Below are 22,180 nucleotides of genomic sequence, written 5' to 3' on the forward strand. Positions count from 1 at the left end.
TGACGAGTTTCAAAAACGGGCCAATTCTCATTAACGTTTGCTGACCGTTACCCAGTAGCGGGTGCGGTAGTCCACCTGCACCGCCAATGTGGCTGGCAGCGCGGCCAAAATGGCGTCAGTGTTTTTCAGCTGGAAAGCGCCGCTGATCAACAGATGCCCAACTTCAGGCTGGCAGCGTAGCCAGCCCGGTCGGTAGCGCCCCAGCTCGCTGAGGAATTCGCGCAGAGGCATCTCGTCGACCACAAGCTGGCCACGGGTCCACTGGCTGTCCTGCTCACGGGCTGCGACCAAGGCACCCTGCCCCGAGGCATCGAAGGTCAGCTGCTGGCCGGCCTCAAGGATTTGCACTGGCCCACGGGCAGGTGTCACCCGTACCGCCCCTTGGAACACGGCCAGTTGTGTCGTACCTTCGCGCTGGCGGACCATGAAGCGCGTACCCAGAGCCTCCATCAGGCCTTGCCCGGTAGCAACACGCAGTGGCCGGTAAACAGTGCTGTGGGCATCCGGCCCGCTGTCGACCAGCACCTCGCCACGGCGCAGGCTGATCAGCCGTTGATGCGCGTCGAAGTCCACGTCCACGGCGGTATCGGTGTTCATGTCCAGCAACGTGCCGTCAGCCAAGGTCATCTGTTTATGCTGGCCAACGTCCGTGGCATAAGCCGTCTGCGGCACAAGCTGGCGATAACCGACATAACCGAGCGGCGCGACGATGGCCAGCGCCAGCATCTGCTTCATCACCTGCCGGCGTTCACGGTTCAAGGTGCCCATGGCCAGTTGCTGCGGCAGCATGCCCAACCGGGCCTGCACCCGAAGCGCCTTCTGCCAGGCCCGCTCATGCTCGGGCGCCGCCGCGCGCCAGCGGCTACAGGCAGCGCGCTGGGCCGGGCTGACGGCTTCGTCGAGCATCAGCATGTGCCAGTTGGCGGCTTGCCGGGCCACTTCCGGCGTGATGCGGGGTTGCTGGCTGGGCATCAGAAGTCTTCGTCGAACAGGATGCAAGCTTGTAGGGCATTGGCCATGTGCCGCTTGACCGTGCGCTCGCCAATGCCCAGGCGGCGGGCTACTTCGATGTAGGTCAGGCCCTCCAGTTGCACCAGCAGGAACACCGAGCGCACCACCGGCTTGAAGGTGTCGAGCAGTGCGTCCAGTTGCTGCAGGGTTTCGCGCATTTCCCACTGTTCTTCGGCAGACAGCGCGAACAACTCCGGCAATTGCGCGAGCATGTCCAGGTAGGCGCGCTCCAGTGACTGGCGGCGGAAATGGTCATGGACCAGCCGCCGGCTCACCGTTGCCAGGTAGGCCCGGGGGCGCTGCAGGCTCAGGCTGGCACCCGCCTTCTGCTGGGCCTGAAGGATCCGCAAGAAGGTGTCCTGAGCCAGGTCGGCGGCTTGTGCCGAACAGCCCAGCCGGCGGTATAGCCACTGCTTGAGCCATCCATTGTGCTCGGCATAGACCTGACTCAGATCGTCGTTAATCACGGGTATCCCTCCGGGCGAGGATGGCACCTTAGATGATAACGATTATCAGATCAATTATTCCTGTGCTGGCCCTATCGCCGTGACAAGTAAAAATTGACGGCACCCTAATGACTGCGGGGCCTCCAGCCATGCATGAAGCCTATTAGCCATGCTGTCTCCTACTACTTAAGCTGTCATTCATCGGATATATGCCGAAAGTATTGATAGCGTAATGGCACTTCGCCATAGTTGCGCTCCCTTTTCACCACGCACCGTGTGACCCATGAAAACAATCGCGCCCTGCATGGCGGCAATGATGCTGCTCAGTGGGTGCAACGGAGTGCCAACCTCGTACGTTTCCGATCCCGTCTACAGCCAGGCTTTCGTGGTCACCTCCGGTGCCCCGCTGCCCATGTTGCTGATGGCCAGTGCCATCCAGTGGAACGAGGATTACGCCGTAACCGCCAAACACACCCCCTTCCTGCGCAACGTGGTCCACGAGGGCCTCGGTGATGTGGTGTTCTTCAAGCACAAGGCCAGCAACGTGCCGGATTGGCGCCAGTATGTGCCTGGCGAAGCCGTGACGGCGGTGGGTTTCAACAGTTTCATGATGCCGATGCAGGGCAAGGGCCATGCGCTGCCGTCGCTGGTGCGGCTTGAAGGCACGCCAGGCAGCGTCTTCTATTCGGTGCACGACGGCCCGATCACCAAGGGCATGTCGGGCGGGCCTGTGTTCGCCGATGACGGCAAGGTGGTCGGCATCAATGTGGCCATCATCCCCACCAGCGAGATCGATGCCGGCAAGCGCCCGGACCTGGCTGGCAAGGAGCGGATCAGCGTGTTCATGTCGTTCAACGAGATCGACAAGGAATGGCGACGCTTTCAGTACCTGACGGCGCACAAGGGCAAGCCTCAGGCACCGGCTTCGGTCAAAGGCTATGTGGCGGTTGCTGCCAAGCCTTGAGCGGGTCGGGTTTTGTGGATGGAAAGCGGCTTATGATGTGAGACTGATTGCCTCTTCGTGGGTAAACCCGCTCCTACAGGACCTGCGCAGGTCCTGTAGGAGCGGGTTTACCCGCGAGAGGCCCTGACAACCTGCGCAAGAAGGACCTGCCATGCACCTGACCCACCGCCCCGTCCAGCCAGACGACATCCCCGTCATCTGCAGCTTCCCGCAAAGCCCGGACGAACTGTTCTACCTGTTCCCCAAAGCCACCTACCCCCTCACCCCTGCCCAGTTGAGCGATGCCATCGCCCAGCGCAGCGGCTCCACGGTAGTGGAAGGCAACGGCAAGATCTTGGCCTTCGCCAACTTCTACAAGGCTGAACATGACGGAGTGTGCGCCCTGGGCAACGTGGTCGTAGCGCCCAACGCCCGGGGTCACGGTTTAGCACGCTACCTGATTACCACCATGATCGCCCTCGCCCGCCAGCAATACACAGCCAGGGAAGTATGGGTGTCATGCTTCAATCACAACACCGCAGGTTTGCTGCTTTATCCGCAGTTGGGCTTTGTGCCGTTTGGAATCGAGGAACGGCAGGGGTGGGATGGCACGCGGGTGGCGCTGGTAAAGATGAAGCAGGTGCTGATTCAACCCGTTTGAATCAACGGGCTACCGCATGGGGCTGCACGAGAAGGTCTACCCCCAAGGCTCGAATGACCTTCAACACAGTGTCAAAACGAGGCTTTGCGCCTGGGCTGAGGGCCTTGTAGAGGCTTTCTCTGCCCAAACCACTCTCCATGGCTATGTGTGTCATGCCTCGTGCACGCGCGATATGGCCGAGCGCTCGAATGATCTCTTCGGTATCGCCATCTGATAGCACCTGGCTAAGGTACTCACTGATGGCCTCATCGCTACTCAACAAAGCTGCCATATCAAACGGAATCAGTTTTTCGCTCATATCATCTCCTTCAGCAGCTTTCTTGATTTGAGAATATCGGCGACTTGAGTGGACTTGTCGCCGCCAACCAGCAGCAGAACCAATCTGTGCCCCTTTTGCGTGAAATAGACGCGATAGCCTGCACCTACGTCGATGCGAAGCTCACCTAGCCCGCCTCCAAGCCACTTGAAGTCACCAAGGTTGCCTATCGCAACTCGCTCCAGCCTGCGACCTATCGCAAGCTTGGCTTTCAAATCCCTCAAGCTGGATAGCCAAACTGCAAAGCTCTCCGTCTGTTCAACAAGATACATCAAGTGGTGCCCCATCGTATCCGTATGGATACGCCCATTCAAGTGCTGAAGCGGACCACTTTGGCTGTGTTCAATTGCATTGGGAATTCAGGCACATCCCATGACGTCGTCAGATTTTTCGCGTCGCTGCAGTCGCAAAATCCCTTGCAACAATCAGCATTCGAACCTTCGAGGCCCCTCGACGTCCGATCCAGCATGCCCCCGCTTAGAGGTCCCCCCGCGTGAAAGACATCATCACCCGCAAGTTCCGCCTGGTCGTGAAGACCATCGGCTACATCGGCTGGTCGCTGTTCTGGCTGCTGATCTGGGATGTGCTGGTCACCATCGATTTCATGCTGTTCTTCAACAGCAAGTTCACCCTGCCGCTGATCCCCCTGACCTTGCTGGGCTCGGCGCTGGTAGTGCTGGTGAGTTTTCGCAACAGCAGCGCCTACAACCGTTGGTGGGAAGCTCGCACGTTGTGGGGGGCGCTGGTGAACAGTTCGCGTAGCTTCGCAAGGCAGACGCTAAACCTGATCGATGACCCGGCTGATGGCCTGAACCCGGTCAAGGCCACCCTGCTGCGCCGGCACATCGCCTATGTGAACTGCCTGGCTGCACACTTGAAGGGTGAGAGCTGCCCGGATGAACTGATGGCCTTCATCCCGCCGGCAGAGTTCGAACGGCGCAACCGCTCGAACAACTTTGCCAATGACATTCTCGGTGGCTCGGCGGCCTTGCTGGCGCGGGAATACCAGGCCGGGCGGCTGGACAGCATTCGCCTGGCGCGGCTGGAATCGACGCTGGTGGACCTGTCCAATGCCCAAGGCGGTATGGAGCGCATCGCCAATACACCGCTGCCCTACCCTTACGTGTATTTTCCGCGACTGTTCATCACCCTGTTCTGCCTGATCGTGCCAGTAGGGCTGGTGGAGTCGCTGGGCTGGTTCACGCCGCTGGCTTCGACCGTGGTGGGGTTCATGTTGCTGGCCATCGAGCGGATCGGCACGGATTTGCAGAGCCCGTTCAAGTTCAGTGAGCACCAGATCCAGATGGACACCATTTGCGAGACGATCGAGCGGAACCTGGAGTCGATGCAACGGGAAGCACAGTGTGGGGAGCTCGCTTAGGCCCGCACATAGCGCTGGCGCAACACATCACTCAACGTATCCACCAGCAACACCAGCACCAGCATGCCCAGGATCACCGTGCTGGCCTGGGCCTCCTGGAACAGGCTCAACGTGGTGTACAGCATCTGCCCCAAGCCGCCCGCCCCGACGAAGCCCAGCACACTGGCCATACGGATATTGTTTTCCCAGCGGTACAAACTGTAGGCCAGCAACTGCGGCCACACGTTGGGCAAGGTACCAAAACAGAACGCGGCCACCTGGCTGCCGCCCTGCAAGCGAATCGCTGCCGCTGGCTCCGGCGGCGCATTCTCCAGCGCCTCGGCAAACAAGCGCCCCAGAACACCAGCGGTGTGCAGCGCCAACGCGAGGGTGCCGGCATTGGGCCCAAGACCGGCCGCCAGGACTGTCAGCGCAGCCCACACCAGTTCCGGAATGGCGCGCAGGGCATTCAGCAGCAACCGCGCCGCGCCCTGCAATGGCCAACCGAATCGCCCTGCCGCCGGCAGTGCCAGCAACATCCCCATGACCATCGCCAACAAGGTGCCCAGGCCAGACATGGCCAGCGTCTCCAGCGCCCCATGCCACACGGCCTTCAGGTGCCCGGCAGACAGGTCCGGGTGCAGGAAACGCCCGGCGTACTCACCCATCTGCCCCAGCCCACCGTTGCCGACCAGTGCTTGCAGGTCCAACTCCAGGTATGCGAACGAGGCCAACACCGCCAACACGATGGCGCCCAGCAGCAACAGGTTGATGACCCGGTTCATGCCAGCCTCCAGCGCAGCAGGCGGCTGAGCAAGTCGGCCAGCATCACCAGCAGCAGGAAGGTGAGCAACATGCTGGCCACTTCCGCCCCGGCAAACATCCGCATCGACAGGTCAATCTGCTGCCCAAGGCCCCCCGCTCCCACAAACCCCATCACCACCGAGGCTCGCACCGCGCACTCCCAGCGGTACACGGTGTAGGACACCACTTCGGACGCCGCATTGGGCAGAATGCCGTAGAGAAACGCCGTCAGCCGGCCACTGCCCGCCTGCAACAAGGCATGGGCCGGGCGCTGGTCAACCGACTCGAAGATTTCGGCGTAGACCTTGCCCAGCATACCGCTGTAGGTAATGGCGATGGCCAACACACCCGCCGTCGGCCCCAGCCCCACGGCCCGCACGAACAACAGCGCCCAGACAATTTCCGGCACGCTGCGCAGGAAAATCAGCAACCCGCGCACCGGCAGGCGCAGCAGACGCGACCAAAGCCCTGCACGCCCACCACGGGAGGCAGCACGCAACGACAAGGCGCGACTGGCCAACAGCCCCGCCGGGACGGCCAGCAGCAACGCCAACGCCATGCCGGCGGTGGCCACGGCCAGGGTCTGTAGCGTGGCTTCATACAGCAACACGAGAAAATCGGCATCGTGCGCAGGTGGCCAGAAGGCGCTGGTGAAAGTGGCGATCTGCTGTCGGTTCTCTGCCTGCAGCAGCACCCCGGGGTTCAGCTCACTCAACTGGATACCCGGCCACAGTATCGCCACGCCCAGCAAAGCCAGCAGCAGCCGCGGCAGCAGGGCCGGGTCGCGAGTGTCGGCCCTCAGCATCGCGGGATCTGCACCGTCAGAATTGGCCCCTGGGTTGGCGGCGAAGCCAGTTGTTCATTCGCGTACAGCGCCTCCAGCATGTGTTCGGTGACCGCTTCTGCCGGGCAATCAAACACTACCTGGCCCTCGCGGATACCGACCACCCGGGGGAAATGCGCCAGCGCCAACTCCACCGCATGCAGGCTCGCCACCAGTGTCACGCCGTTGGCCTGGGCATGGCGGTTGAGCAAGGCCAGGCTGTGGTCGGCCAGCACAGGGTCCATGGCCGACACCGGCTCGTCGGTCAGCAGCACCTGTGGCCGCTGGTAAAGGGCCCGGGCAATACCCACCCGCTGCAACTGGCCACCCGACAACTGCCCGCACTGCACGAACAGCTTGTCGGCCAGGCCCAGCTCTGCAAGCACCTGGCGCGCCCCCGGCACATCACTGGGGTACAGCAGGTTGAGCAAGCCACGCGTTACCCCCCACTGCCCCAGTCGGCCGGCCAATACTGCCGTCACCACCCGTTGGCGCGGTGGCAAGGGCGGTGCCTGATGCACCAGGCCGACCCGCGCCCGAAGGCGCTGGCGTGCCCTGGCGGACAACGCCCAGGGCTGCTCACCAAGCAACTCCACGCGCCCGCTGCTGGGCTGGATGGCCGTAGCCATCAGGTGCAGCAAGCTCGACTTGCCCGCCCCCGACGGCCCAATGATCGCGACGCGCTCGCCCTGCGCGATGCGCAAGCTGATTGCGTCAAGCGCGCGTACCTGGCCATGGCGCAGGCCGGCACCGTGCAGGTGGATTGCCACGTTCGAAGCAGTCACTTGAGCAGGCCAGCCTCACGCGCAGCTTGCTCGGTGCCTACATAGTTTTCAGGCTTAGTCTCGATGAAGCGGCTGGCGGCCTGCAGGTCGAGGATGGCCTTGTGCTCCGGCTTGGCCGGGTCGAGGTCGAGGAACGCTTTTTTGATCTTTTCTTTCAGCGCCGGTGCCATGTTGCCGCGCACGGTCCAGTTGTAGTCGAAGTAGGTCGGGGTAGTGGCGAACACTTTCACCTTGGCGGTATCGACCTTGCCGGCATCCACCAGTTTCTGCCACACACTGGCATTGAGCACGCCGCCATCGACTTTGCCCGCCTGCACCCAGGCCACGGTAGCGTCATGGGCGCCAGAGTAGGCCACACGGCTGAAGTACTCTTCAGGCTTGATGTTGTCCTGCTTGAGCATGAAGTAACGCGGCATCAGGCTGCCCGAGGTAGACGAGATGGAGCCGAAGGCGAACGACTTGCCCTTGAGGTCGGCCAGGCTTTTCACGTCGGGGTTGGCGGTGATGAACTTGGAGGTGAACTGCGCGTCCTGCTCACGCTGCACCAGTGGCGTGGCGGTCGGATCCTTCAGGTGCACCTGAACGAACGTGAAGCCTCCCAGCCAGGCCAGGTCCAGCCGGTCGGCGGCCAGCGACTCGACCACAGCCGGGTAATCGGCCACCGGTACGAACTTCACGTCCATGCCCAGTTGCTTGGCCAGGTACTCGCCCAACGGCTTGAACTTGCGCTGCAACTCGGTGGGTGCTTCGTCGGGGATGGCGCTGACTCGCAACACTTCAGCAGCCTGGACGACAACGGCACAGCAAGACAGCACAAGGCCGGCGGCGAGCGCCAAGGGGCGTTTGAGCATGGGTGTTCTCCGGTTCAATAGCGGGGAAATGCCGACAAATCCGTCGACTCCAAGGATTATAAGAGGCCAAGGCCCAAAGGCCAGCTTTGCTACAATCGCGCAACAATCTGACCTGCCGAGGTGCGTATGAGCGAGCCGATTCGCCTGACCCAGTACAGCCATGGTGCCGGCTGTGGCTGCAAGATTTCCCCCAAGGTGCTGGATGTGATCCTTGCCGAAAGCGGCACCCAGGCCCTGGACCCGAAGCTGTGGGTTGGCAACGCCTCGCGCGACGACGCTGCCGTGTATGCGCTGGACGACGAGCGCGGCGTGGTCTCGACCACCGACTTTTTCATGCCGATTGTCGATGACCCGTACGACTTCGGCCGCATCGCCGCCACCAACGCCATCAGCGACATCTACGCCATGGGCGGCGACCCGCTGATGGCGATTGCCATTTTGGGATGGCCGGTCAATGTGCTGCCACCGGAAGTGGCCCGCGAAGTGATTCGTGGCGGCCGTGCGGTGTGCGCCGAAGCCGGCATTCCGCTGGCTGGCGGCCACTCCATCGACGCCCCCGAACCCATCTTCGGCCTGGCCGTCACTGGCGTGGTCAGCAAGCGCCACCTCAAGCGCAACGACACCGCCACTGCCGGCTGCCAACTGTACCTGACCAAACCCCTGGGCATCGGCATCCTTACCACAGCCGAAAAAAAGGCCAAGTTGCGTGCACAGGACCAGGGCCTGGCCCGAGACTGGATGTGCACCCTCAATACCCCCGGCAGCCGCTTCGGCAAACTCGATGGGGTGAAGGCCATGACCGACGTCACCGGCTTTGGCCTGCTCGGCCACATGGTGGAACTGGCCGAAGGCAGCGGCCTTACCGCGCACCTGGACTACGCCGCCGTACCGCGACTGCCCAGCGTCGAGCATTACTTGGCCGAAGGTTGCATCCCCGGCGGCACGCTGCGTAACTTCGAAAGCTACGGCCACAAACTCGGCGCACTCAGCGACGAGCAGAAACACCTGCTGTGCGACCCGCAAACCAGCGGCGGCCTGCTGGTAGCGGTCAGCCCTGAAGGTGAAGACGCGTTCCTGGCAGTCGCTGCCGAACTGGGCCTGCAACTGTCGCCAATCGGCAAGCTGGTCGAACGACAGAGCCACGCGGTCGAGGTGATCTGATGCGCCCCGACTGCACCGATTTCCGCCAGCTGTTTCTCGACGACGTGCCGATGATGGACATGCGGGCACCCGTCGAGTTTTCCAAAGGCGCCTTTCCGGGCGTAGTCAATTTGCCGCTGATGAATGATCAGGAACGGCAGAAGGTCGGCACCTGCTTCAAGCAGCAGGGCCAGACAGCTGCCATCGCCCTTGGCCACCAACTGGTCAGCGGCACCACTAGGCAGGCTCGGCTGGACGCCTGGGTGGCGTTTACCCAGGCCCACCCCGAAGGCTACCTGTACTGCTTCCGTGGCGGCCTGCGTTCGCAGATCGTGCAGGGCTGGTTGCGTGATGAAGCGGGCATCCAGTACCCGCGCGTCAAGGGCGGTTACAAGGCCATGCGGACCTTCTTGCTGGAAACCACCCAACAGGCGGTGGCGCAGTGCGATTTTGTGCTGCTGGGCGGCCTTACCGGTACTGGCAAGACCGACGTGCTGCATCAGCTGGATAACGTGCTGGACCTGGAAGGCCATGCCAACCATCGCGGCTCCAGCTTCGGCAAACGCGCCACCGCGCAGCCGGCGCAGATCGACTTCGAAAACCAGCTGGCCATCGACGTACTGAAGAAACGCGACCGAGGCATTGAACAGTTCGTACTGGAAGATGAAGGCCGCATTGTCGGCAGTTGCACCGTGCCGCTGGAGCTGTACCAGGGCATGCAGCAATACCCGCTGGTGTGGCTGGAAGACAGTTTTGCCAACCGCGTTGAGCGCATCTTGCGTGATTACGTGGTCAACCTGAGTGCCGAGTTCACCGCTGTGCATGGCGAGGAAGAAGGCCGCCGGTTGTTTGCCGAACGCATGCTGCAAAGCATGGCCAACATCTGCAAGCGCTTGGGTGGCGAGCGATATCAGCGGTTGTCGACACTGCTGGCCCAGGCGCTGGAAGAACAGCAGCGCAGCGGCGCGGTGGAGTTGCACCGGGGCTGGATCGAAGGCTTGTTGAACGAGTATTACGACCCGATGTATGCCTACCAGCGTGCGGCGAAGGCTGAGCGTATCGAGTTTGCCGGGGATGCCTTGGAAGTGCGCGAGTACCTCAAGGCCCGGGCGCTACGCGAGTGTCATCCTTGAGACCGCATCGCCTTCTTCGCGGGTAAACCCGCGAAGAGGCCGGTAAAGGCAACCTCACTGCCCCGGGCTAAGCACCCGCTCCAGCTCCGCCGCCCGGTCGCGGGTCATGGCCATCACACACGTCCCACCTTCCAACTGCGCCAGGGTCCCGCCACTGGCCTGCACATGGAACTGGCAATTGCCATCGCGGTAGGCCATCCACTTGCGCTGCACATCACGCAAGCTTTTCTGCTGCCCAGTCTCCAGCTTGCCCATCAACTGTTTGTACACCCGGTTCAAACGCTGGTCCTGCACCTGTGTTTCAGCCTGGATGCATGCACTCATGGCCACCGTGCTGGAGGCCTTGTCCATGCACTGCCCGTAGGCCGGCGTGTAGTCGTCCGCCACTGCCAATGGCAGCACACAAGCCAGTGCCAGGCCTGTCAGATAATGTTTGGTCATGCGCCCCCTCCTTGTGGGTATCAAAGCGTCTGCGGCTGCTCTGGTGGCATCAGTACGTTGCCCGGCTCGAAGCGCAACGATGGCATCTGCGTTGCCGCGTAAAGCGTCACAGCCAACGCTGCGATCAACGCTACATCAAGCCAGCTCCAACCCGGCATGTCGTTGGCGCTGCGTGCCTTACAGCAATGCCAGGCCTGGCCTACACAAAACACCACCATCGCCGCCAGCCACAGGTAAAAACCGGCGCCAAAGCCGGTCCGCTCATGGAACGCGTAGCTCTGGTTGTCCGGCAAGCGGTCTATTCCGAAACTGCTGGCGGCCAGGTACACAGCTGCCAACCCGGCCAGCAAGGCCAGTCTGCGAAACCGCCGATGGGCAAGGATGGCCAGGGCCAGCAGCGGGTTGGCAAACCATTGGAACAGCCCGAAGGCCATGCCCCATGGCCCGTACAGCAGCATCTGCAGGGCCGGCATGTGGCGCTCGCCGCTCATCAGCGCACCATCGAAAAACAGGGCGAGTACGTACAGCAGCAAGCTGATGCTCAGGTAGAAAACGGGCAAGGGATGTACCTGGTGGAAGCGGAACAGGCTACGACCTTAACCCAGCCCCTGCCCCGCTTCCAGACCCTCAATAGGTGCCCCGCCGTGGTGCTCGCTGTACAGCTGTTCAAGCGGGTACGGACTCGGTGAGTCGGCTACGAGCATGGGGCACCGGGGCACAAGTGAGAATTGCTCCCGAATAGTATCTATTCGCCAGACTATGCAACAGGCGGTTCCAGCAGCAGGCCGTAGAGACCCGAGTCGGACAACTCGCCGGCCACGCACCAGCGTGCCCGCAGCGTGCCTTCCAGCACGAAACCCTGGCGCTCCAGGGTGCGTGCCGAGCCTTGGTTGCGTGGGTCGATTTCGCCTTCAAGGCGGCGCATGTGCAGGGTGTGGGCGAGGTAGTCGATGAAGCAGGTCAATGCCTCGTCCATGTAGCCCCTGCCCTGCACCGCGCTGGCCAGGCAGTAGCCGATTTCGCCACGGCGGGAGACATCGTCGATGTTGAAAAGCTGCACCATGCCGATGAGTTCGCCGTTGTCGCGGCGGTACATACCGAGCTTGAGCTGGTCGCCATTGGCATAGGCTTCTCGGTCGGCGGCCAAGGCGCTTTCGGCTTCGGCCAGGTCTTGCCAGGGGGCATGGTGCCAATAACGCATGACCTCGGGGTCGGCCATGATCGCCAGCCATTGCGCGGCATCGGCATGGCGCATGGGGCGCAAGTGCAGACGCGGGCTGTCGAGGCAGAGGTCACTGGGGAAACTGCGGGGTGGGGTCACGCCGGATCTCCTGTCCATTGCTGGGGAGATGACAGTTTAACGTCAAGCGCAGGGTTCGGGCATCCCGGGGCTGCCGCGCAGCCCATCGCGACACAAGGCCGCTCTACAGAGAGCGTGCCAGCTTTCTCAGAGAGAGTACTTCTGCAGGTTCGCCATCATCTGCTGCAGCGCCTGCAGGCTGTCCTGCGGGTGCACGGCGCCGTCAAAGTCACCAATCCGCGCCCAGTTTTCCGCTACCTGCTCCGGGGTAAAGCCTTCGCGCGGATCAAATCCTACCCCCAGGCTGCGCTCCCAGCGCACTTTGCCCACCCAGCCGCCACCCACCTCGAACAGTTCGCCCGTGCCCTGGCACTGCTCGCTACCCAGGTACACCACCAGCGGGCTGACCAGTTCCGGCTTGAGCCGCTCGAAGACCTGAGGCGGGATCAGCCCTTCGGTCATGCGGGTGCCGCCGGTAGGGGCGATGGCGTTCACCAGAATGCCGTGCTTGCGCCCTTCGATTGCCAACGTGCGGGTCAGCCCGTACAAGCCAAGCTTGGCCATGCCGTAGTTGGCCTGGCCGAAATTGCCGTAGATACCAGAGGTGGAGGCGGTGAAGATCACCCGCCCCCAGTTCTGCTCGCGCAGGTGTGGCCAGGCGGCACGGGTGACCTTGAAGGCCCCTTCCACATGCACCTGATAAACTTGCTCCCAGTCGCTGTCGTCCATCTTGTGGAACGTCTTGTCGCGCAGGATGCCGGCATTGTTCACCAGCACATCGACCCGACCGAAGCTGTCCAGCGCCTGTTCGACGATGCGTGCGCCCTGGCTGACCGAGTCATGGTTGGCGATGGCGGTGCCACCGGCGGCGCGGATCTCTTCTACCACCCGGTCGGCGGCCGAGGCGCTGGCACCTTCACCATGGGTAGAGCCGCCGAGGTCATTGACCACGACCCTGGCACCCCGCGCGGCGAACAGCAGCGCATGGGCGCGGCCCAGCCCACCGCCGGCTCCGGTGACGATCACCACGCGATCTTGCAGACGGACAGGCTCGCTCATGCTCATGGCTCCAGGCAGGTTCAGGTCAGCCAAGTGTCCGCCGCCAGCGGCAGACGGACAATCAAGCTCACGCAGGCTGAATGCCTGGCAATAACGCAGGGCGATGAGGCCCGGTCAGGACCACGCCACTTTCTGCGGGTAATAGCTCAGCGGCTGTTCCCGAAAAGCCAGGTAGTGGCGCAGGACCTGCACAGGCGCCTCGGTGTGCGGGTAATGGCCGATGCCCTGCAACTGCACGGTATCCGGCTCCGGCACCAGTTGCCGATAACGCTCCAGCATGTGCCCGCCGGAAAGTGGGTCAACCACGCCATTGATGAAGCGCAGGGGTACGCCTTTGCGCTGCATCGCCCCGACCCAGCGTTCGCGATGCAACCTGCGCTCGGGCATGTAGCTCACCAGCTTGTGCAGGATGCGCGTGCCCCGGTTGGCGGCGATCAGGCTCCAGAAATCATCCAGCGCACTTTCGCTGGGGTGGGTGCAGGGGCCGTAGACCTGGGTCACGCTGCGCACCAGGTCGTCACGCCCGAACGAGCGCCCGACCAGCCAGCCGAACCGGCTAAGCAGCAGTTTCTGGATCAGCAGCATGCGACAGCTTTCGGGGAATAGGCCGCTGTTGAGGAACACGCAGCTGGCTATGTCGGCACGCTGTTCGTGATGCCGCGCCAGCAGTTCCTGGGCGACGCTGCCGCCGTAGTCATGAGCCAACAGGTGCACAGGCTGGTCGACCTGCAAGTGGCCGAGCAAGGCCTGCTGCAGGTCGGCTTGCTCCATCAGGCTGTACGCGTGATCGACCGGCTTGGCCGAGTCGCCAAAACCGAGCATGTCGCAAGCGATCACCCGAAAGCGTTGGGTCAAAGGCCCCCACAGGTAGTGCCAGTCCCAGCTGGCCGTGGGGAAGCCGTGTAACAGAAGCAGGGGCTCTCCTTGCCCTGCGGTCCAGTAGCGGATGCTCTGGCCCCGGAAGTTGAAGCTTTGTCCCCGGGTACGCCAGACGCACAATGGAATTTCGGCCATAGGCATCAGAAGTAACCCGGTGAAGTGATAGGGACGGGATAGGGCAAGGCTGCGGTCATTGCATGTCACCTCGGCACATACATGTGCTCTCTGTGTCGAGGCAAAGTCTAGCCAGCAGCACACTGGCTGGAACTTGCGTTGCCAGCCAGCTTGATGACTGTGCGAGTCAGTGGCACGAACGGTCAGAGCAACAGGGCCAGCAACGGTGCCGCGAACAGGTTCAGCAAGCCGGTCAACACCATGACCAGGCCGGCCACCGAGCCTTCCTCGCGGCCCACCTCCTGCGCCCGGCTGACCCCGGCACCATGCGCACCGACACCAAAAAGCGCCCCCCGTGCCAGCGGCGTGCGCAACGGCAACCAACGCAGCAGCACGCCGCCGAACATGGCGCCGAGCACGCCGGTGAACATCACGAACACCGCTGTCAGCTCTGGCACGCCGCCCAGGTCATGGGCCAACGGCATGGCAAACGGTGTGGTAATCGAACGCGGCACCAGCGACAGGCTGGTCGCGCTGTCCAGCGCCAGCAGGTGCGCCAGCCCCCAGGAACTGGCGATCGAGGCACTGCTGCCAGCGACCATGCCCACCATCAGCGCCGGCCAATGGCGCGCCAACATCGCCCGCTGCTGCCAGATGGGCACCGCGAAGGCGACGGTCACCGGGCCAAGCACGCTCATCAACCAATGGGTATTGCGCGCATATTCGGCATACGCGGTGTGCAGCGGCACCGCCACCGCCAGCAACAGCACCGGTACCAGGATCAACGGCGACAGCAGGTAGCGCCCGCTGCGCCGGTACAGCCAACGGCTGCCCAGGTAGGCCAGCAAGGTCAGGGCCAGCCAGAACAGCGGCATGGGTTCAAGGCTCATGGCGCAACCTCCAGCGGCACACCAGTTCCACGGTGAGCGCGGTCACCACCATGACCATCAGCGTGCTAACGCCGATCACCAGCAAGATGCGCCAGCCCTCCTCACGGATCAGCGAGCCGTAGTCCAGCAGGCTCATCAACGCCGGAATGAAGAACAGCAGCATCTCGGCCATCAGCCAGCCGGCGCCCAGTTGCAGCATGGCCGGCTTGAGCACACCGGACGCGAACAGTATCAGCAGCAGCGCCAGGCCCATCACGCCGCCGGGGATCGGCCAATCCAACCAGGTGGCAAGCTGGCCTCCCAGCAGAAACAAGGCATAAAGAGTTGCCAGCTCGACAAGCAGGCGCAGGGCTTTTTTCAACAATGCGGGTTTCATGGCGGGGGTTCCTCGACAGGCCCTCATTTTAAGATTTGGCTGCCTAGGCCAGAAGCGAATTGTTAGACTGATCGCCATTCCAGAATGGAATTCAGAGCATGGAATTCAAACAGCTGCGCAGTTTTTTCGAAGTGGTCCACCGCGGTGGTTTTACCCAGGCCGCGCAAACCCTGCACATCAGTCAATCGGCCGTGAGCAAGCAGGTGGCGCAGCTGGAGCAAGATGTGGGCCAGCCGCTGCTGGAGCGCCAGGCCTCCCAGCTGCACCTGACAGCGGCCGGGCGCATTGTGCTGGAGCGCGGCGAAGCCCTGCTGCGCCAGCGCCAGGCGCTGCTCAACGAACTGGACGACCTCAGCCAGATGGAGCGCGGCGAACTGCGCCTGGGCTTGCCGATGTTGGGCAGTGACGCCTTGTTCGCCGGGCTTTTTGCCGAGTACCGGCGACGTCACCCGAACATCGCGATTCAGTTGCTGGAAGGCGGTAGCCGCAGTGTCGAACAGGCGGTCAAGAGTGGCGAGCTGGAACTGGGTGGTAGCCTGACACCCAGCGACGAGGCGTTCGACTACCAGCCATTCTGCAACGAGCCATTGGATGCCCTGTTGCCGACGGGGCATTCATTGGCGAGCCTGGACGGGGTGGACCTGGGGCAACTGGCCGATACGCCGTTCCTGTTGTATCAACGCAGCTTTGTGCTCAACGACCGGCTGCTGAAGGCGTGCCAGCAACAGGGCTTTACCCCGAAGGAAGGCGGCCGCAGTGGCCAGGCGGATTTTTTGGCGGCGTTGGTGGCGGCAGGCCAGGGTGTGGTGTTGCTGCCCCGTGTGGTGGCAAAAGCGCTGGAGCGCCCTGGGGTGGTGCGCTTGCCGCTACGTTCGCCGGCGGATTTGCGCTGGGACATCGCCTTTATCTGGCGGCGTGGGGCCTACCTGTCACGGGCGGCGAAGGCGTGGTTGGCATTGTTGCGCGAGTGCCCGGTACCTGGCTGCAAGTAATGTGTTGGCCTTGCTGGCCTCTTCGCGGGTTTACCCGCGAAAGGGCCAGTACAGCAATAATGATATGTCAGTCTTTCAGCGCTTGAGCCAATTCAGCCAACCAAGGCTCGGCATCCGCCTCTGGGGTCACTGTCTCGCTGGCATCCAGCCGCAACATCGGCTGCACTTCGCGCACGCCCAATTCGGCAAACAGCTCGCGCATCTGCTCGCCACCGCCGCAATAGGTATCACCGTAGCTGGAGTCACCCAGTGCAATCACCGCCCCCGGTAGACCACGCCAGGCCGCAGGCAAGGTATCGCGAAGGGTGCTGTACAGTGGCATGAGGTTGTCCGGCAATTCACCCATGCCGGTGGTCGAGGTCACGGCAAGCAAGGCATCGGGGGCAAAACCTTCAAGGTCATGCTGGGTGGCACGTGCCGCATGCCAGGCCTCCAGGCCCGCTGCCTTGAGCAGCGTTTCAGCGTGACGGGCGACTTCTTCGGCGGTGCCATAGACCGATCCGGAAATAATGGCGACTTTCATCGGGTAGAGGATTCCGAAACTGAGTAAAAACGTAGGATACTAGCATCCGGCGCTGGCAAAAGGCCGCCTCTACCAAAGTCTCCGTCCTCAGCCCCTCTTTGCCCAATGGCCCGAACATGATCAATGCGCAATTGCTGCAATCGATGGTCGATGCGTCCAATGACGGGATCGTGGTTGCCGAACAGGAAGGCGACGACACCATCCTGATCTACGTGAACGCCGCCTTCGAACGCCTGACCGGCTACAGCCGCGATGAAGTCCTCTATCAGGATTGCCGCTTTCTTCAGGCGGACGACCGTGACCAGCTTGGCCGCACACGTATCCGCAGGGCCTTGGCCGAAGGCCGCCCCTGCCGCGAAGTGCTGCGCAATTACCGCAAGGATGGCAGCGCCTTCTGGAACGAGCTGTCGATTACCCCGGTAAGGCACGCTGCGGATCAGCGCACCTACTTCATCGGTATCCAGAAAGACGTCAGCCGCCAGGTCGAACTGGAACGGCAACTGGCGGAACTGTGCGCTCGTCCGAAACCCGACGAACGCGCTTGAACCAAGTACGCCATGCACGGTCAATCCCGATGAAGAAATCGCCACCACCGAGTTCGATCATGCAAGCAGACGCCCTCCTGACCCAGGCCGAGCTGGATTTCATCCAGAACATGCAGCATTCGCCACAATTGAACCTGGCCGACTCCATGTCGAGCCTGCTGGTCAATGGCGACCGCCGCATCCAGAGCCTGCTCACCCGGCTGGTGGCGAACGAACAGGTTACCTTGCAGGCCCAGTTCAACAACCAACAGATCAGCTTCCCCCTGCAATTGGTGGAGGACGAGTTCCACGCCCTGCACCTGCAACTGGGTTCACCGGAAATCTACGAAGACGGCCCCATGCTGCGCCCTTGGCGCCTGTCGATGGACCAGCCGAGCGCACTGCTCGGTGCCCATGACGAGATCAGCGGCCTGTGGGTGCGTGATATTTCCTTCAAAGGTGTGCTGCTGGAAGTCCGTGACCTGCCCTCGCCACCCGCCCGCTTCGAACTGCGCTTCGCCCCCGGCGGCATCAGCCCGATCGAACTGCACGGCATACTGGGCCGGCGCATTGGCCCGGACCTGGCGGCCTATGACCTCAGCCAAAGCCCGGCCGAAGAAATCGAGCGTCTGCGCGACTACATCCTCCAGGCCCACCGCCGGGCCCACCCCGACCTGCACACTCAGGTATCTAGCTGACCTGCCAGAAACTGCCGCAGCCGCTGGCGCATGACACTACCCTGCGCTCCCAGGCAGGCGATAGCACTGCCAGCCAGGCTGGCCTGTGCCACTTCCGCCGCCTCACCGGCCAGTAACAACGGGCAGTCCAATACCGCCGCTAGGCGAGCCAAGTGCCGGATGAGTGCTGCGGTAGGCGGCTGATGGGAAAACAACACCAGGGCATCCGGCTTCAGGCGTTCGCAAACCAGCGCCAGCTCCTGCAGTGGCTGCCCGCTCGCCAACGGGGTCACACCTGTTTCGTCGCTGCCCAGGATCAGGCTGGTGACCAGCAGCTCAAGCTCATGGCACTGCCCCGGTAATGGCGCCAACAGCACGCTGCGGCTACGCGGCACATGGGCAAGCTGCAAACGAGCGAACACCCGGCCGCGCAAGAACTGGTCAAAGAACAGCCATTCACTGGCCTGCCCATAGCCGCCCTGGCGGACGGCCATGTCGTGCCACACAGGCATGAACACTTCGCTGAAAGCGTGGTCCAGGGTGCTGGCGGCAAACACCTCCTGGAAAAGCAGATCAAGGCCCGCCATGTCGAAACGCTGCACCGCCAGGCGGATCTGGTGCTGCCAGCGTAGCCAGGCGTCCGTCGCATCACCGGCCTGGTCGGCAAGGGCATGGCCACGCGCAAGAATACTGCCCACTTTGCTGACCGCCACACCGCGCTCCAGCCACCCGAGGATACGGCGGATTTCATCGATATCGGCCTGGGAATACAGGCGGTGGCCACTGTCGGTACGGATTGGCTGGATCAGGCCATAACGACGCTCCCAGGCCCGCAGGGTCACAGCGTTGACACCGGTCAGACGGGAAACTTCACGAATTGGAAACAGCTCCTTCTGTTCGAAACTCGCATCGATCACCGGATTACGTCGCTGTTCGTTCATCTGCAAGGGGTACCCTGAGTGCGGAAGTTGAACGGGTATTCTACTGCGACGGCACGCGCCGCAGGGTGCAACCGTTTGCCGGATGACATTTGCCGCAGATCGCACATGCGCGATAATCCGCGCCCGATTCTTGCATGCACGCCTGTGTCGCCCACCACCCCGGGCCACACAGCCAAAGGGGCCAGCTACCCGCCAGCCCCGTTGCCAGGAGATACACGATGTCTACCCCACCCGTCACCCTGATGGTGTCGCGCCGCGCCGCCCATGGCCGCTACCAGGACTTGCTGGCCTGGTTGCATGAAGGCGAGCAGCTGGCCACCGACTTTCCCGGCTACCTTGGCTCGGGCATCCTTGCGCCGCCCCGCGATGGCGACGAATTCCAGATTATCTTCCGCTTCAGCGACGAGCCCACCCTGCATGCCTGGGAACACTCCGCCTCGCGCCGGGCCTGGTTACAACGCGGCAACGGCCTGTTCGAACGTCCCAAAGAGGCGCGCGTAAGGGGTATCGACGACTGGTTTGGCACCAACACGGTGCAAAAACCACCCCGCTGGAAACAGGCCGTGGCGATCTGGCTGGCATTCTTCCCAGTCTCGTTGCTGTTCAACCTGCTGTTTGGCCACTGGTTGGCAGCGCTGGACTTGGTACCCCGGGTACTGCTCAGCACCCTGGCGCTGACACCCGTGATGGTCTACCTGTTCATCCCCCTGTCCACCCGCCTGCTGGCCGGTTGGCTGCATGCCACCCCAACGCCCCCTGGCGCCCTGCGCAGCCGCTGAGGGCAGGCCATACAACAGGGAAACAGTTCGGGTATGCTGGGTGGCAACCAAAGGACAGACAAGTTGACCGCCCGAACATGAACAGCCCCATTCTCGTTACCGGAGCCAGCCAGCGCGTCGGGCTGGCCCTGGCCCTTGAACTGGCACAGGCCGGCCATACAGTGGTCAGTGCCAGCCGCAGTGTCCAGCCACAGACGGCCCACCCGAACATCGTGCAGTTCCAGGCCGACCTGTGCCAGGCGGCCGACCGCCAGGCCCTGATCGATCACCTGCACAGCCATTACGACGGCCTGCGCGCCATCATCCACAATGCCTCGCTGTGGCTTGATGACGGGCTCGACAACCTTGAAACCATGTTCCGCCTGCACGTCGAAGCGCCCTACCACCTCAACCTGGCCCTGGGCGACCTGCTGGCCAGGGTGGACAAAGCCGACATCATCCACATCTGCGACGAAACGTCCTCACGCGGCAGCAAGAGCCACATCGGTTATGCCGCCACCAAGGCCGCGCTGCAGAACATGGTGCTGTCGTTCGCCGAAAAATATGCGCCCAAGGTGCATGTGAACGGTATCCTGCCTGGGCTGCTGATCCTCAAGGAAGGGGGCGATGAAGCCTACCGCCAGCAAACCCTGAAAAAGGCCTTGCTGGAATTCGAACCCGGCGCCGGCCCGCTGATCGAGACCGTCAAGTACCTGCTCGCCAGCCAGTACAGCACCGGCAGCCAGGTGGTCATCAACGGCGGCCGCCACTTGAAAAACCGCATGACTTGAGAGACGCCCATGACCCCACAGCAACAGCTCGAACTCGAAGCCGCCGCGTTCCGGCGTTTGGTCGAACACCTGCAAAAGCGCACCGACGTGCAGAACATCGACCTGATGAACCTGTCCGGTTTCTGCCGCAACTGCCTGTCCAAGTGGTACAAGGCCGCAGCGGACGAGCGCCAGCTCGACCTGAGCCTGGATGACGCCCGCGAAACGGTGTACGGCATGCCCTACGCCGAGTGGAAAGCCCAACACCAGAAAGAGCCAGCGCCGAACAACAAGCGGCGTTCGAAAAAGGAAAACCTCGTGACTGATCTGAACACCCTGCGCACCAGCCTGGCCAGCGGCCAACATGTATTTGCCGATACCCTGGCGTTCATTGCCGACAATTACAGCTACCAGCCCCAGGCCTTCAACAATGGTGGCGTGGAAAATGCGGCTGGGCAGAACGAAGGTTCGTGCAAGACGTTGGGCCTGGCACTGCTGGAAGGGCTGAGCGATCAGGAAGCGCTGCTGGCCTTTGGCGAGCACTACCGTGATGTGGTGGCCACGCCTGAGGGTAGCGACCATGGCAATATCCGTGCGCTGATCAAGCATGGTCTGGCTGGGGTGAAGTTTGCTGCGCAGCCTTTGGCGCGCAAGGCTTGAGATAGCCGGGGCCGCTTTACGGCCCCAAAATTTTGAGCCCACCATCAATCCATGATGGTGCCAGGCCCTCCTTCTTCCAGCCCTCCCTGCTGCAACCACTGCAAGGCTACCGGCCACAGGCTTTCGCGAAAGCGGTCATGGAAGAACGCGAAGTGGCCAATTTCCTCGACCGAGATATCCACAGGCGCGATGCGCAGGTGCCGGGCACCCTGCATATAACGCAGCAAACGCTCGGTGGCCGCGACGGTGCCGAAAGGGTCATCGGTCAGGCTGATGGCCAGGGTTGCCGCCCGCACCTGAGCGAACGGGAGCGTTTTCAGTTCACGGCCGCTGGGCCGGTGTTCGTAACGCGGGGTTCGTGTGGTCCAGTCGTGCACCACCCCGGACGGCGTGTCCTCCAGCCAACCCAGGCGCTTGCCGGGAAAGTAGCCAAACACCCGGTTCAATAGCGGCATCACCACATGCCACTTGCCAAACAGCTGCCAGCGCTGGTCGGCCGCGTAGTCGCGCCAGTAAGCAAACTGCGCGCCCACCATCACCACGCGGCGCACCCGATTGGCAGATGGCGCCAGGCCCACTGCACAGCCGCCGAAACTGTGCCCCACCACATCCACCAGCTGGCCAGGGAAATGCGTTGCCGCATGCGCCAGCATGGCTTCGAAATCGAGCCTGCCCCAGTCGCTCCATGAAGCCTGAAAACCGCGCAACGAAGCCGGGCGGGATTCGCCGATACCCCGGTAATCGTAGGTCAGCACATCGAAGCCCTGGGCGAACAGGAAGTCGGCAAAGCGTGAGTAATAACGGCAGCGTACCGAAGTGGCAGCGTTGATGATCACCAGCGGGCGCTGGGGGTCTGGCTGGGCGTGGCGCCAGCAGAAACCGCCGAGGCTGTAACCGTCGGCTGCGGGGTGGCGAAAGGCTGTGGCGGGTTGGGTGAGGCTGCTCATGGCGCATTCCCTGTTGTTGTGCGCCAAAACTAGCAAAGATTTTATAGCCTGTACCG

At 62.6% G+C, this 22,180-nt stretch carries 29 protein-coding genes and 1 pseudogene; 12 read left to right on the plus strand and 18 right to left on the minus strand.

Features of this window, described 5'->3' with window-relative positions:
* Nucleotides 1–30 precede the first annotated feature (30 nt).
* Together ACF8MI_RS27965 and ACF8MI_RS27970 are read right to left on the minus strand one after the other, a co-directional pair.
* Nucleotides 31–972, minus strand: a complete 942-nt coding sequence (locus ACF8MI_RS27965; RefSeq protein ID WP_200928792.1) for a FecR domain-containing protein — start codon at nucleotides 970–972, stop codon at nucleotides 31–33.
* Nucleotides 972–1,478, minus strand: coding sequence for a sigma-70 family RNA polymerase sigma factor (locus ACF8MI_RS27970; RefSeq protein WP_060499947.1), 507 nt, complete (start codon nucleotides 1,476–1,478; stop codon nucleotides 972–974). Before ACF8MI_RS27970 ends, ACF8MI_RS27965 begins: the two co-directional genes overlap by 1 nt.
* A 295-nt stretch (nucleotides 1,479–1,773) precedes the next feature.
* Here ACF8MI_RS27970 and ACF8MI_RS27975 point away from each other — a divergent pair, with 295 nt between their 5' ends.
* Nucleotides 1,774–2,421 carry a trypsin-like peptidase domain-containing protein gene (locus tag ACF8MI_RS27975; protein ID WP_060499948.1) on the plus strand — a complete coding sequence of 216 codons (648 nt, stop codon included), beginning with the start codon at nucleotides 1,774–1,776 and terminating at the stop codon, nucleotides 2,419–2,421.
* A 151-nt stretch (nucleotides 2,422–2,572) separates the two neighbouring features.
* A complete protein-coding gene (locus ACF8MI_RS27980; protein WP_104833975.1) occupies nucleotides 2,573–3,061 on the plus strand; it encodes a GNAT family N-acetyltransferase in 489 nt (162 codons plus the stop codon).
* A gap of 1 nt (nucleotide 3,062) precedes the next feature.
* On the opposite strand, the gene ACF8MI_RS27985 is transcribed toward ACF8MI_RS27980, so the two are convergent.
* Together ACF8MI_RS27985 and ACF8MI_RS27990 are read right to left on the minus strand one after the other, a co-directional pair.
* Nucleotides 3,063–3,359: an addiction module antidote protein gene (locus tag ACF8MI_RS27985; protein ID WP_182408666.1), complete on the minus strand. Its 297-nt coding sequence runs from the start codon at nucleotides 3,357–3,359 to the stop codon at nucleotides 3,063–3,065.
* The gene (locus tag ACF8MI_RS27990) at nucleotides 3,356–3,649 is read right to left on the minus strand and encodes a type II toxin-antitoxin system RelE/ParE family toxin (protein WP_082426425.1); all 294 of its coding nucleotides are present in this window, start codon (nucleotides 3,647–3,649) and stop codon (nucleotides 3,356–3,358) included. The genes ACF8MI_RS27985 and ACF8MI_RS27990 overlap by 4 nt, the downstream gene beginning before the upstream one ends.
* Nucleotides 3,650–3,870: 221 nt before the next feature.
* Here ACF8MI_RS27990 and ACF8MI_RS27995 point away from each other — a divergent pair, with 221 nt between their 5' ends.
* Nucleotides 3,871–4,758: a bestrophin family protein gene (locus tag ACF8MI_RS27995; protein ID WP_060499951.1), complete on the plus strand. Its 888-nt coding sequence runs from the start codon at nucleotides 3,871–3,873 to the stop codon at nucleotides 4,756–4,758.
* On the opposite strand, the gene phnE is transcribed toward ACF8MI_RS27995, so the two are convergent.
* From phnE to ACF8MI_RS28015, 4 genes are read right to left on the minus strand one after another with little or no spacing between them, the layout of a single operon-like run.
* Complete coding sequence (gene phnE, locus ACF8MI_RS28000; protein WP_060499952.1) at nucleotides 4,755–5,522, minus strand: phosphonate ABC transporter, permease protein PhnE; 768 nt, start codon at nucleotides 5,520–5,522, stop codon at nucleotides 4,755–4,757. The two genes, ACF8MI_RS27995 and phnE, sit on opposite strands and share 4 nt — an antisense overlap.
* Nucleotides 5,519–6,346: an ABC transporter permease gene (locus ACF8MI_RS28005; protein WP_060499953.1), complete on the minus strand. Its 828-nt coding sequence runs from the start codon at nucleotides 6,344–6,346 to the stop codon at nucleotides 5,519–5,521. The genes phnE and ACF8MI_RS28005 overlap by 4 nt, the downstream gene beginning before the upstream one ends.
* A complete protein-coding gene (locus tag ACF8MI_RS28010; RefSeq protein WP_182408667.1) occupies nucleotides 6,340–7,149 on the minus strand; it encodes a phosphonate ABC transporter ATP-binding protein in 810 nt (269 codons plus the stop codon). Before ACF8MI_RS28010 ends, ACF8MI_RS28005 begins: the two co-directional genes overlap by 7 nt.
* Entirely contained in the window at nucleotides 7,146–8,000 is an 855-nt protein-coding gene (locus ACF8MI_RS28015) for a putative selenate ABC transporter substrate-binding protein (RefSeq protein ID WP_060499955.1), read from the minus strand. The genes ACF8MI_RS28010 and ACF8MI_RS28015 overlap by 4 nt, the downstream gene beginning before the upstream one ends.
* Nucleotides 8,001–8,126: 126 nt before the next feature.
* Here ACF8MI_RS28015 and selD point away from each other — a divergent pair, with 126 nt between their 5' ends.
* Entirely contained in the window at nucleotides 8,127–9,161 is a 1,035-nt protein-coding gene (selD, locus tag ACF8MI_RS28020) for a selenide, water dikinase SelD (RefSeq protein WP_060499956.1), read from the plus strand.
* Nucleotides 9,161–10,273: a tRNA 2-selenouridine(34) synthase MnmH gene (gene mnmH / locus ACF8MI_RS28025; protein WP_060499957.1), complete on the plus strand. Its 1,113-nt coding sequence runs from the start codon at nucleotides 9,161–9,163 to the stop codon at nucleotides 10,271–10,273. Before selD ends, mnmH begins: the two co-directional genes overlap by 1 nt.
* A gap of 54 nt (nucleotides 10,274–10,327) precedes the next feature.
* On the opposite strand, the gene ACF8MI_RS28030 is transcribed toward mnmH, so the two are convergent.
* The 7 genes from ACF8MI_RS28030 to ACF8MI_RS28060 form a co-directional block, all read right to left on the minus strand.
* Nucleotides 10,328–10,714 (minus strand): lysozyme inhibitor LprI family protein, encoded by a 387-nt coding sequence (locus ACF8MI_RS28030; RefSeq protein WP_182408669.1) that lies wholly within the window; start codon nucleotides 10,712–10,714, stop codon nucleotides 10,328–10,330.
* Nucleotides 10,715–10,734: 20 nt separating this feature from the next.
* Nucleotides 10,735–11,274, minus strand: coding sequence for a hypothetical protein (locus ACF8MI_RS28035; RefSeq protein WP_060499959.1), 540 nt, complete (start codon nucleotides 11,272–11,274; stop codon nucleotides 10,735–10,737).
* A gap of 197 nt (nucleotides 11,275–11,471) precedes the next feature.
* Complete coding sequence (locus ACF8MI_RS28040) at nucleotides 11,472–12,035, minus strand: GNAT family N-acetyltransferase (RefSeq protein ID WP_016713234.1); 564 nt, start codon at nucleotides 12,033–12,035, stop codon at nucleotides 11,472–11,474.
* A gap of 126 nt (nucleotides 12,036–12,161) precedes the next feature.
* Nucleotides 12,162–13,073 carry an SDR family oxidoreductase gene (locus ACF8MI_RS28045; RefSeq protein WP_060499960.1) on the minus strand — a complete coding sequence of 304 codons (912 nt, stop codon included), beginning with the start codon at nucleotides 13,071–13,073 and terminating at the stop codon, nucleotides 12,162–12,164.
* 114 nt (nucleotides 13,074–13,187) lie between these two features.
* On the minus strand, nucleotides 13,188–14,093 hold the full coding sequence (locus tag ACF8MI_RS28050) for an alpha/beta fold hydrolase (protein ID WP_104833968.1): 906 nt from the start codon (nucleotides 14,091–14,093) through the stop codon (nucleotides 13,188–13,190).
* A 176-nt stretch (nucleotides 14,094–14,269) separates the two neighbouring features.
* Nucleotides 14,270–14,956 carry an LrgB family protein gene (locus ACF8MI_RS28055; protein ID WP_016713477.1) on the minus strand — a complete coding sequence of 229 codons (687 nt, stop codon included), beginning with the start codon at nucleotides 14,954–14,956 and terminating at the stop codon, nucleotides 14,270–14,272.
* The gene (locus ACF8MI_RS28060; RefSeq protein WP_060499961.1) at nucleotides 14,946–15,332 is read right to left on the minus strand and encodes a CidA/LrgA family protein; all 387 of its coding nucleotides are present in this window, start codon (nucleotides 15,330–15,332) and stop codon (nucleotides 14,946–14,948) included. The genes ACF8MI_RS28055 and ACF8MI_RS28060 overlap by 11 nt, the downstream gene beginning before the upstream one ends.
* Nucleotides 15,333–15,430: 98 nt before the next feature.
* Here ACF8MI_RS28060 and ACF8MI_RS28065 point away from each other — a divergent pair, with 98 nt between their 5' ends.
* On the plus strand, nucleotides 15,431–16,324 hold the full coding sequence (locus tag ACF8MI_RS28065; protein ID WP_060499962.1) for a LysR family transcriptional regulator: 894 nt from the start codon (nucleotides 15,431–15,433) through the stop codon (nucleotides 16,322–16,324).
* Between the two features lie 67 nt (nucleotides 16,325–16,391).
* On the opposite strand, the gene ACF8MI_RS28070 is transcribed toward ACF8MI_RS28065, so the two are convergent.
* Nucleotides 16,392–16,847, minus strand: a complete 456-nt coding sequence (locus tag ACF8MI_RS28070) for a flavodoxin (RefSeq protein ID WP_060499963.1) — start codon at nucleotides 16,845–16,847, stop codon at nucleotides 16,392–16,394.
* Nucleotides 16,848–16,963: 116 nt separating this feature from the next.
* Between ACF8MI_RS28070 and ACF8MI_RS28075 the strand changes: the two genes are divergently transcribed.
* Nucleotides 16,964–17,392 carry a PAS domain S-box protein gene (locus ACF8MI_RS28075; protein WP_182408670.1) on the plus strand — a complete coding sequence of 143 codons (429 nt, stop codon included), beginning with the start codon at nucleotides 16,964–16,966 and terminating at the stop codon, nucleotides 17,390–17,392.
* Between the two features lie 59 nt (nucleotides 17,393–17,451).
* Nucleotides 17,452–18,069 carry a hypothetical protein gene (locus ACF8MI_RS28080; protein ID WP_060499965.1) on the plus strand — a complete coding sequence of 206 codons (618 nt, stop codon included), beginning with the start codon at nucleotides 17,452–17,454 and terminating at the stop codon, nucleotides 18,067–18,069.
* Here the strand turns inward: ACF8MI_RS28080 and ACF8MI_RS28085 are convergent.
* Complete coding sequence (locus tag ACF8MI_RS28085) at nucleotides 18,054–18,989, minus strand: MerR family transcriptional regulator (protein WP_200928793.1); 936 nt, start codon at nucleotides 18,987–18,989, stop codon at nucleotides 18,054–18,056. The two genes, ACF8MI_RS28080 and ACF8MI_RS28085, sit on opposite strands and share 16 nt — an antisense overlap.
* 218 nt (nucleotides 18,990–19,207) lie before the next feature.
* Here ACF8MI_RS28085 and ACF8MI_RS28090 point away from each other — a divergent pair, with 218 nt between their 5' ends.
* From ACF8MI_RS28090 to ACF8MI_RS28105, 4 genes and pseudogenes are all read left to right on the plus strand, one after another.
* On the plus strand, nucleotides 19,208–19,768 hold the full coding sequence (locus ACF8MI_RS28090) for a hypothetical protein (protein ID WP_060499967.1): 561 nt from the start codon (nucleotides 19,208–19,210) through the stop codon (nucleotides 19,766–19,768).
* 77 nt (nucleotides 19,769–19,845) lie between these two features.
* Complete coding sequence (folM, locus tag ACF8MI_RS28095) at nucleotides 19,846–20,538, plus strand: dihydromonapterin reductase (RefSeq protein WP_060499968.1); 693 nt, start codon at nucleotides 19,846–19,848, stop codon at nucleotides 20,536–20,538.
* Between the two features lie 9 nt (nucleotides 20,539–20,547).
* A pseudogene (locus ACF8MI_RS28100) lies at nucleotides 20,548–20,843 on the plus strand (DUF1244 domain-containing protein).
* A complete protein-coding gene (locus ACF8MI_RS28105) occupies nucleotides 20,836–21,177 on the plus strand; it encodes a HopJ type III effector protein (RefSeq protein WP_060499970.1) in 342 nt (113 codons plus the stop codon). Before ACF8MI_RS28100 ends, ACF8MI_RS28105 begins: the two are co-directional and overlap by 8 nt.
* Before the next feature lie 44 nt (nucleotides 21,178–21,221).
* Here the strand turns inward: ACF8MI_RS28105 and ACF8MI_RS28110 are convergent, their stop codons facing one another.
* Nucleotides 21,222–22,124 carry an alpha/beta fold hydrolase gene (locus ACF8MI_RS28110; protein WP_060499971.1) on the minus strand — a complete coding sequence of 301 codons (903 nt, stop codon included), beginning with the start codon at nucleotides 22,122–22,124 and terminating at the stop codon, nucleotides 21,222–21,224.
* Nucleotides 22,125–22,180 lie beyond the last annotated feature (56 nt).

This window comes from Pseudomonas sp. yb_9, assembly GCF_043103635.1.
GTDB classification, from domain to species: Bacteria; Pseudomonadota; Gammaproteobacteria; order Pseudomonadales; family Pseudomonadaceae; genus Aquipseudomonas; species Aquipseudomonas monteilii.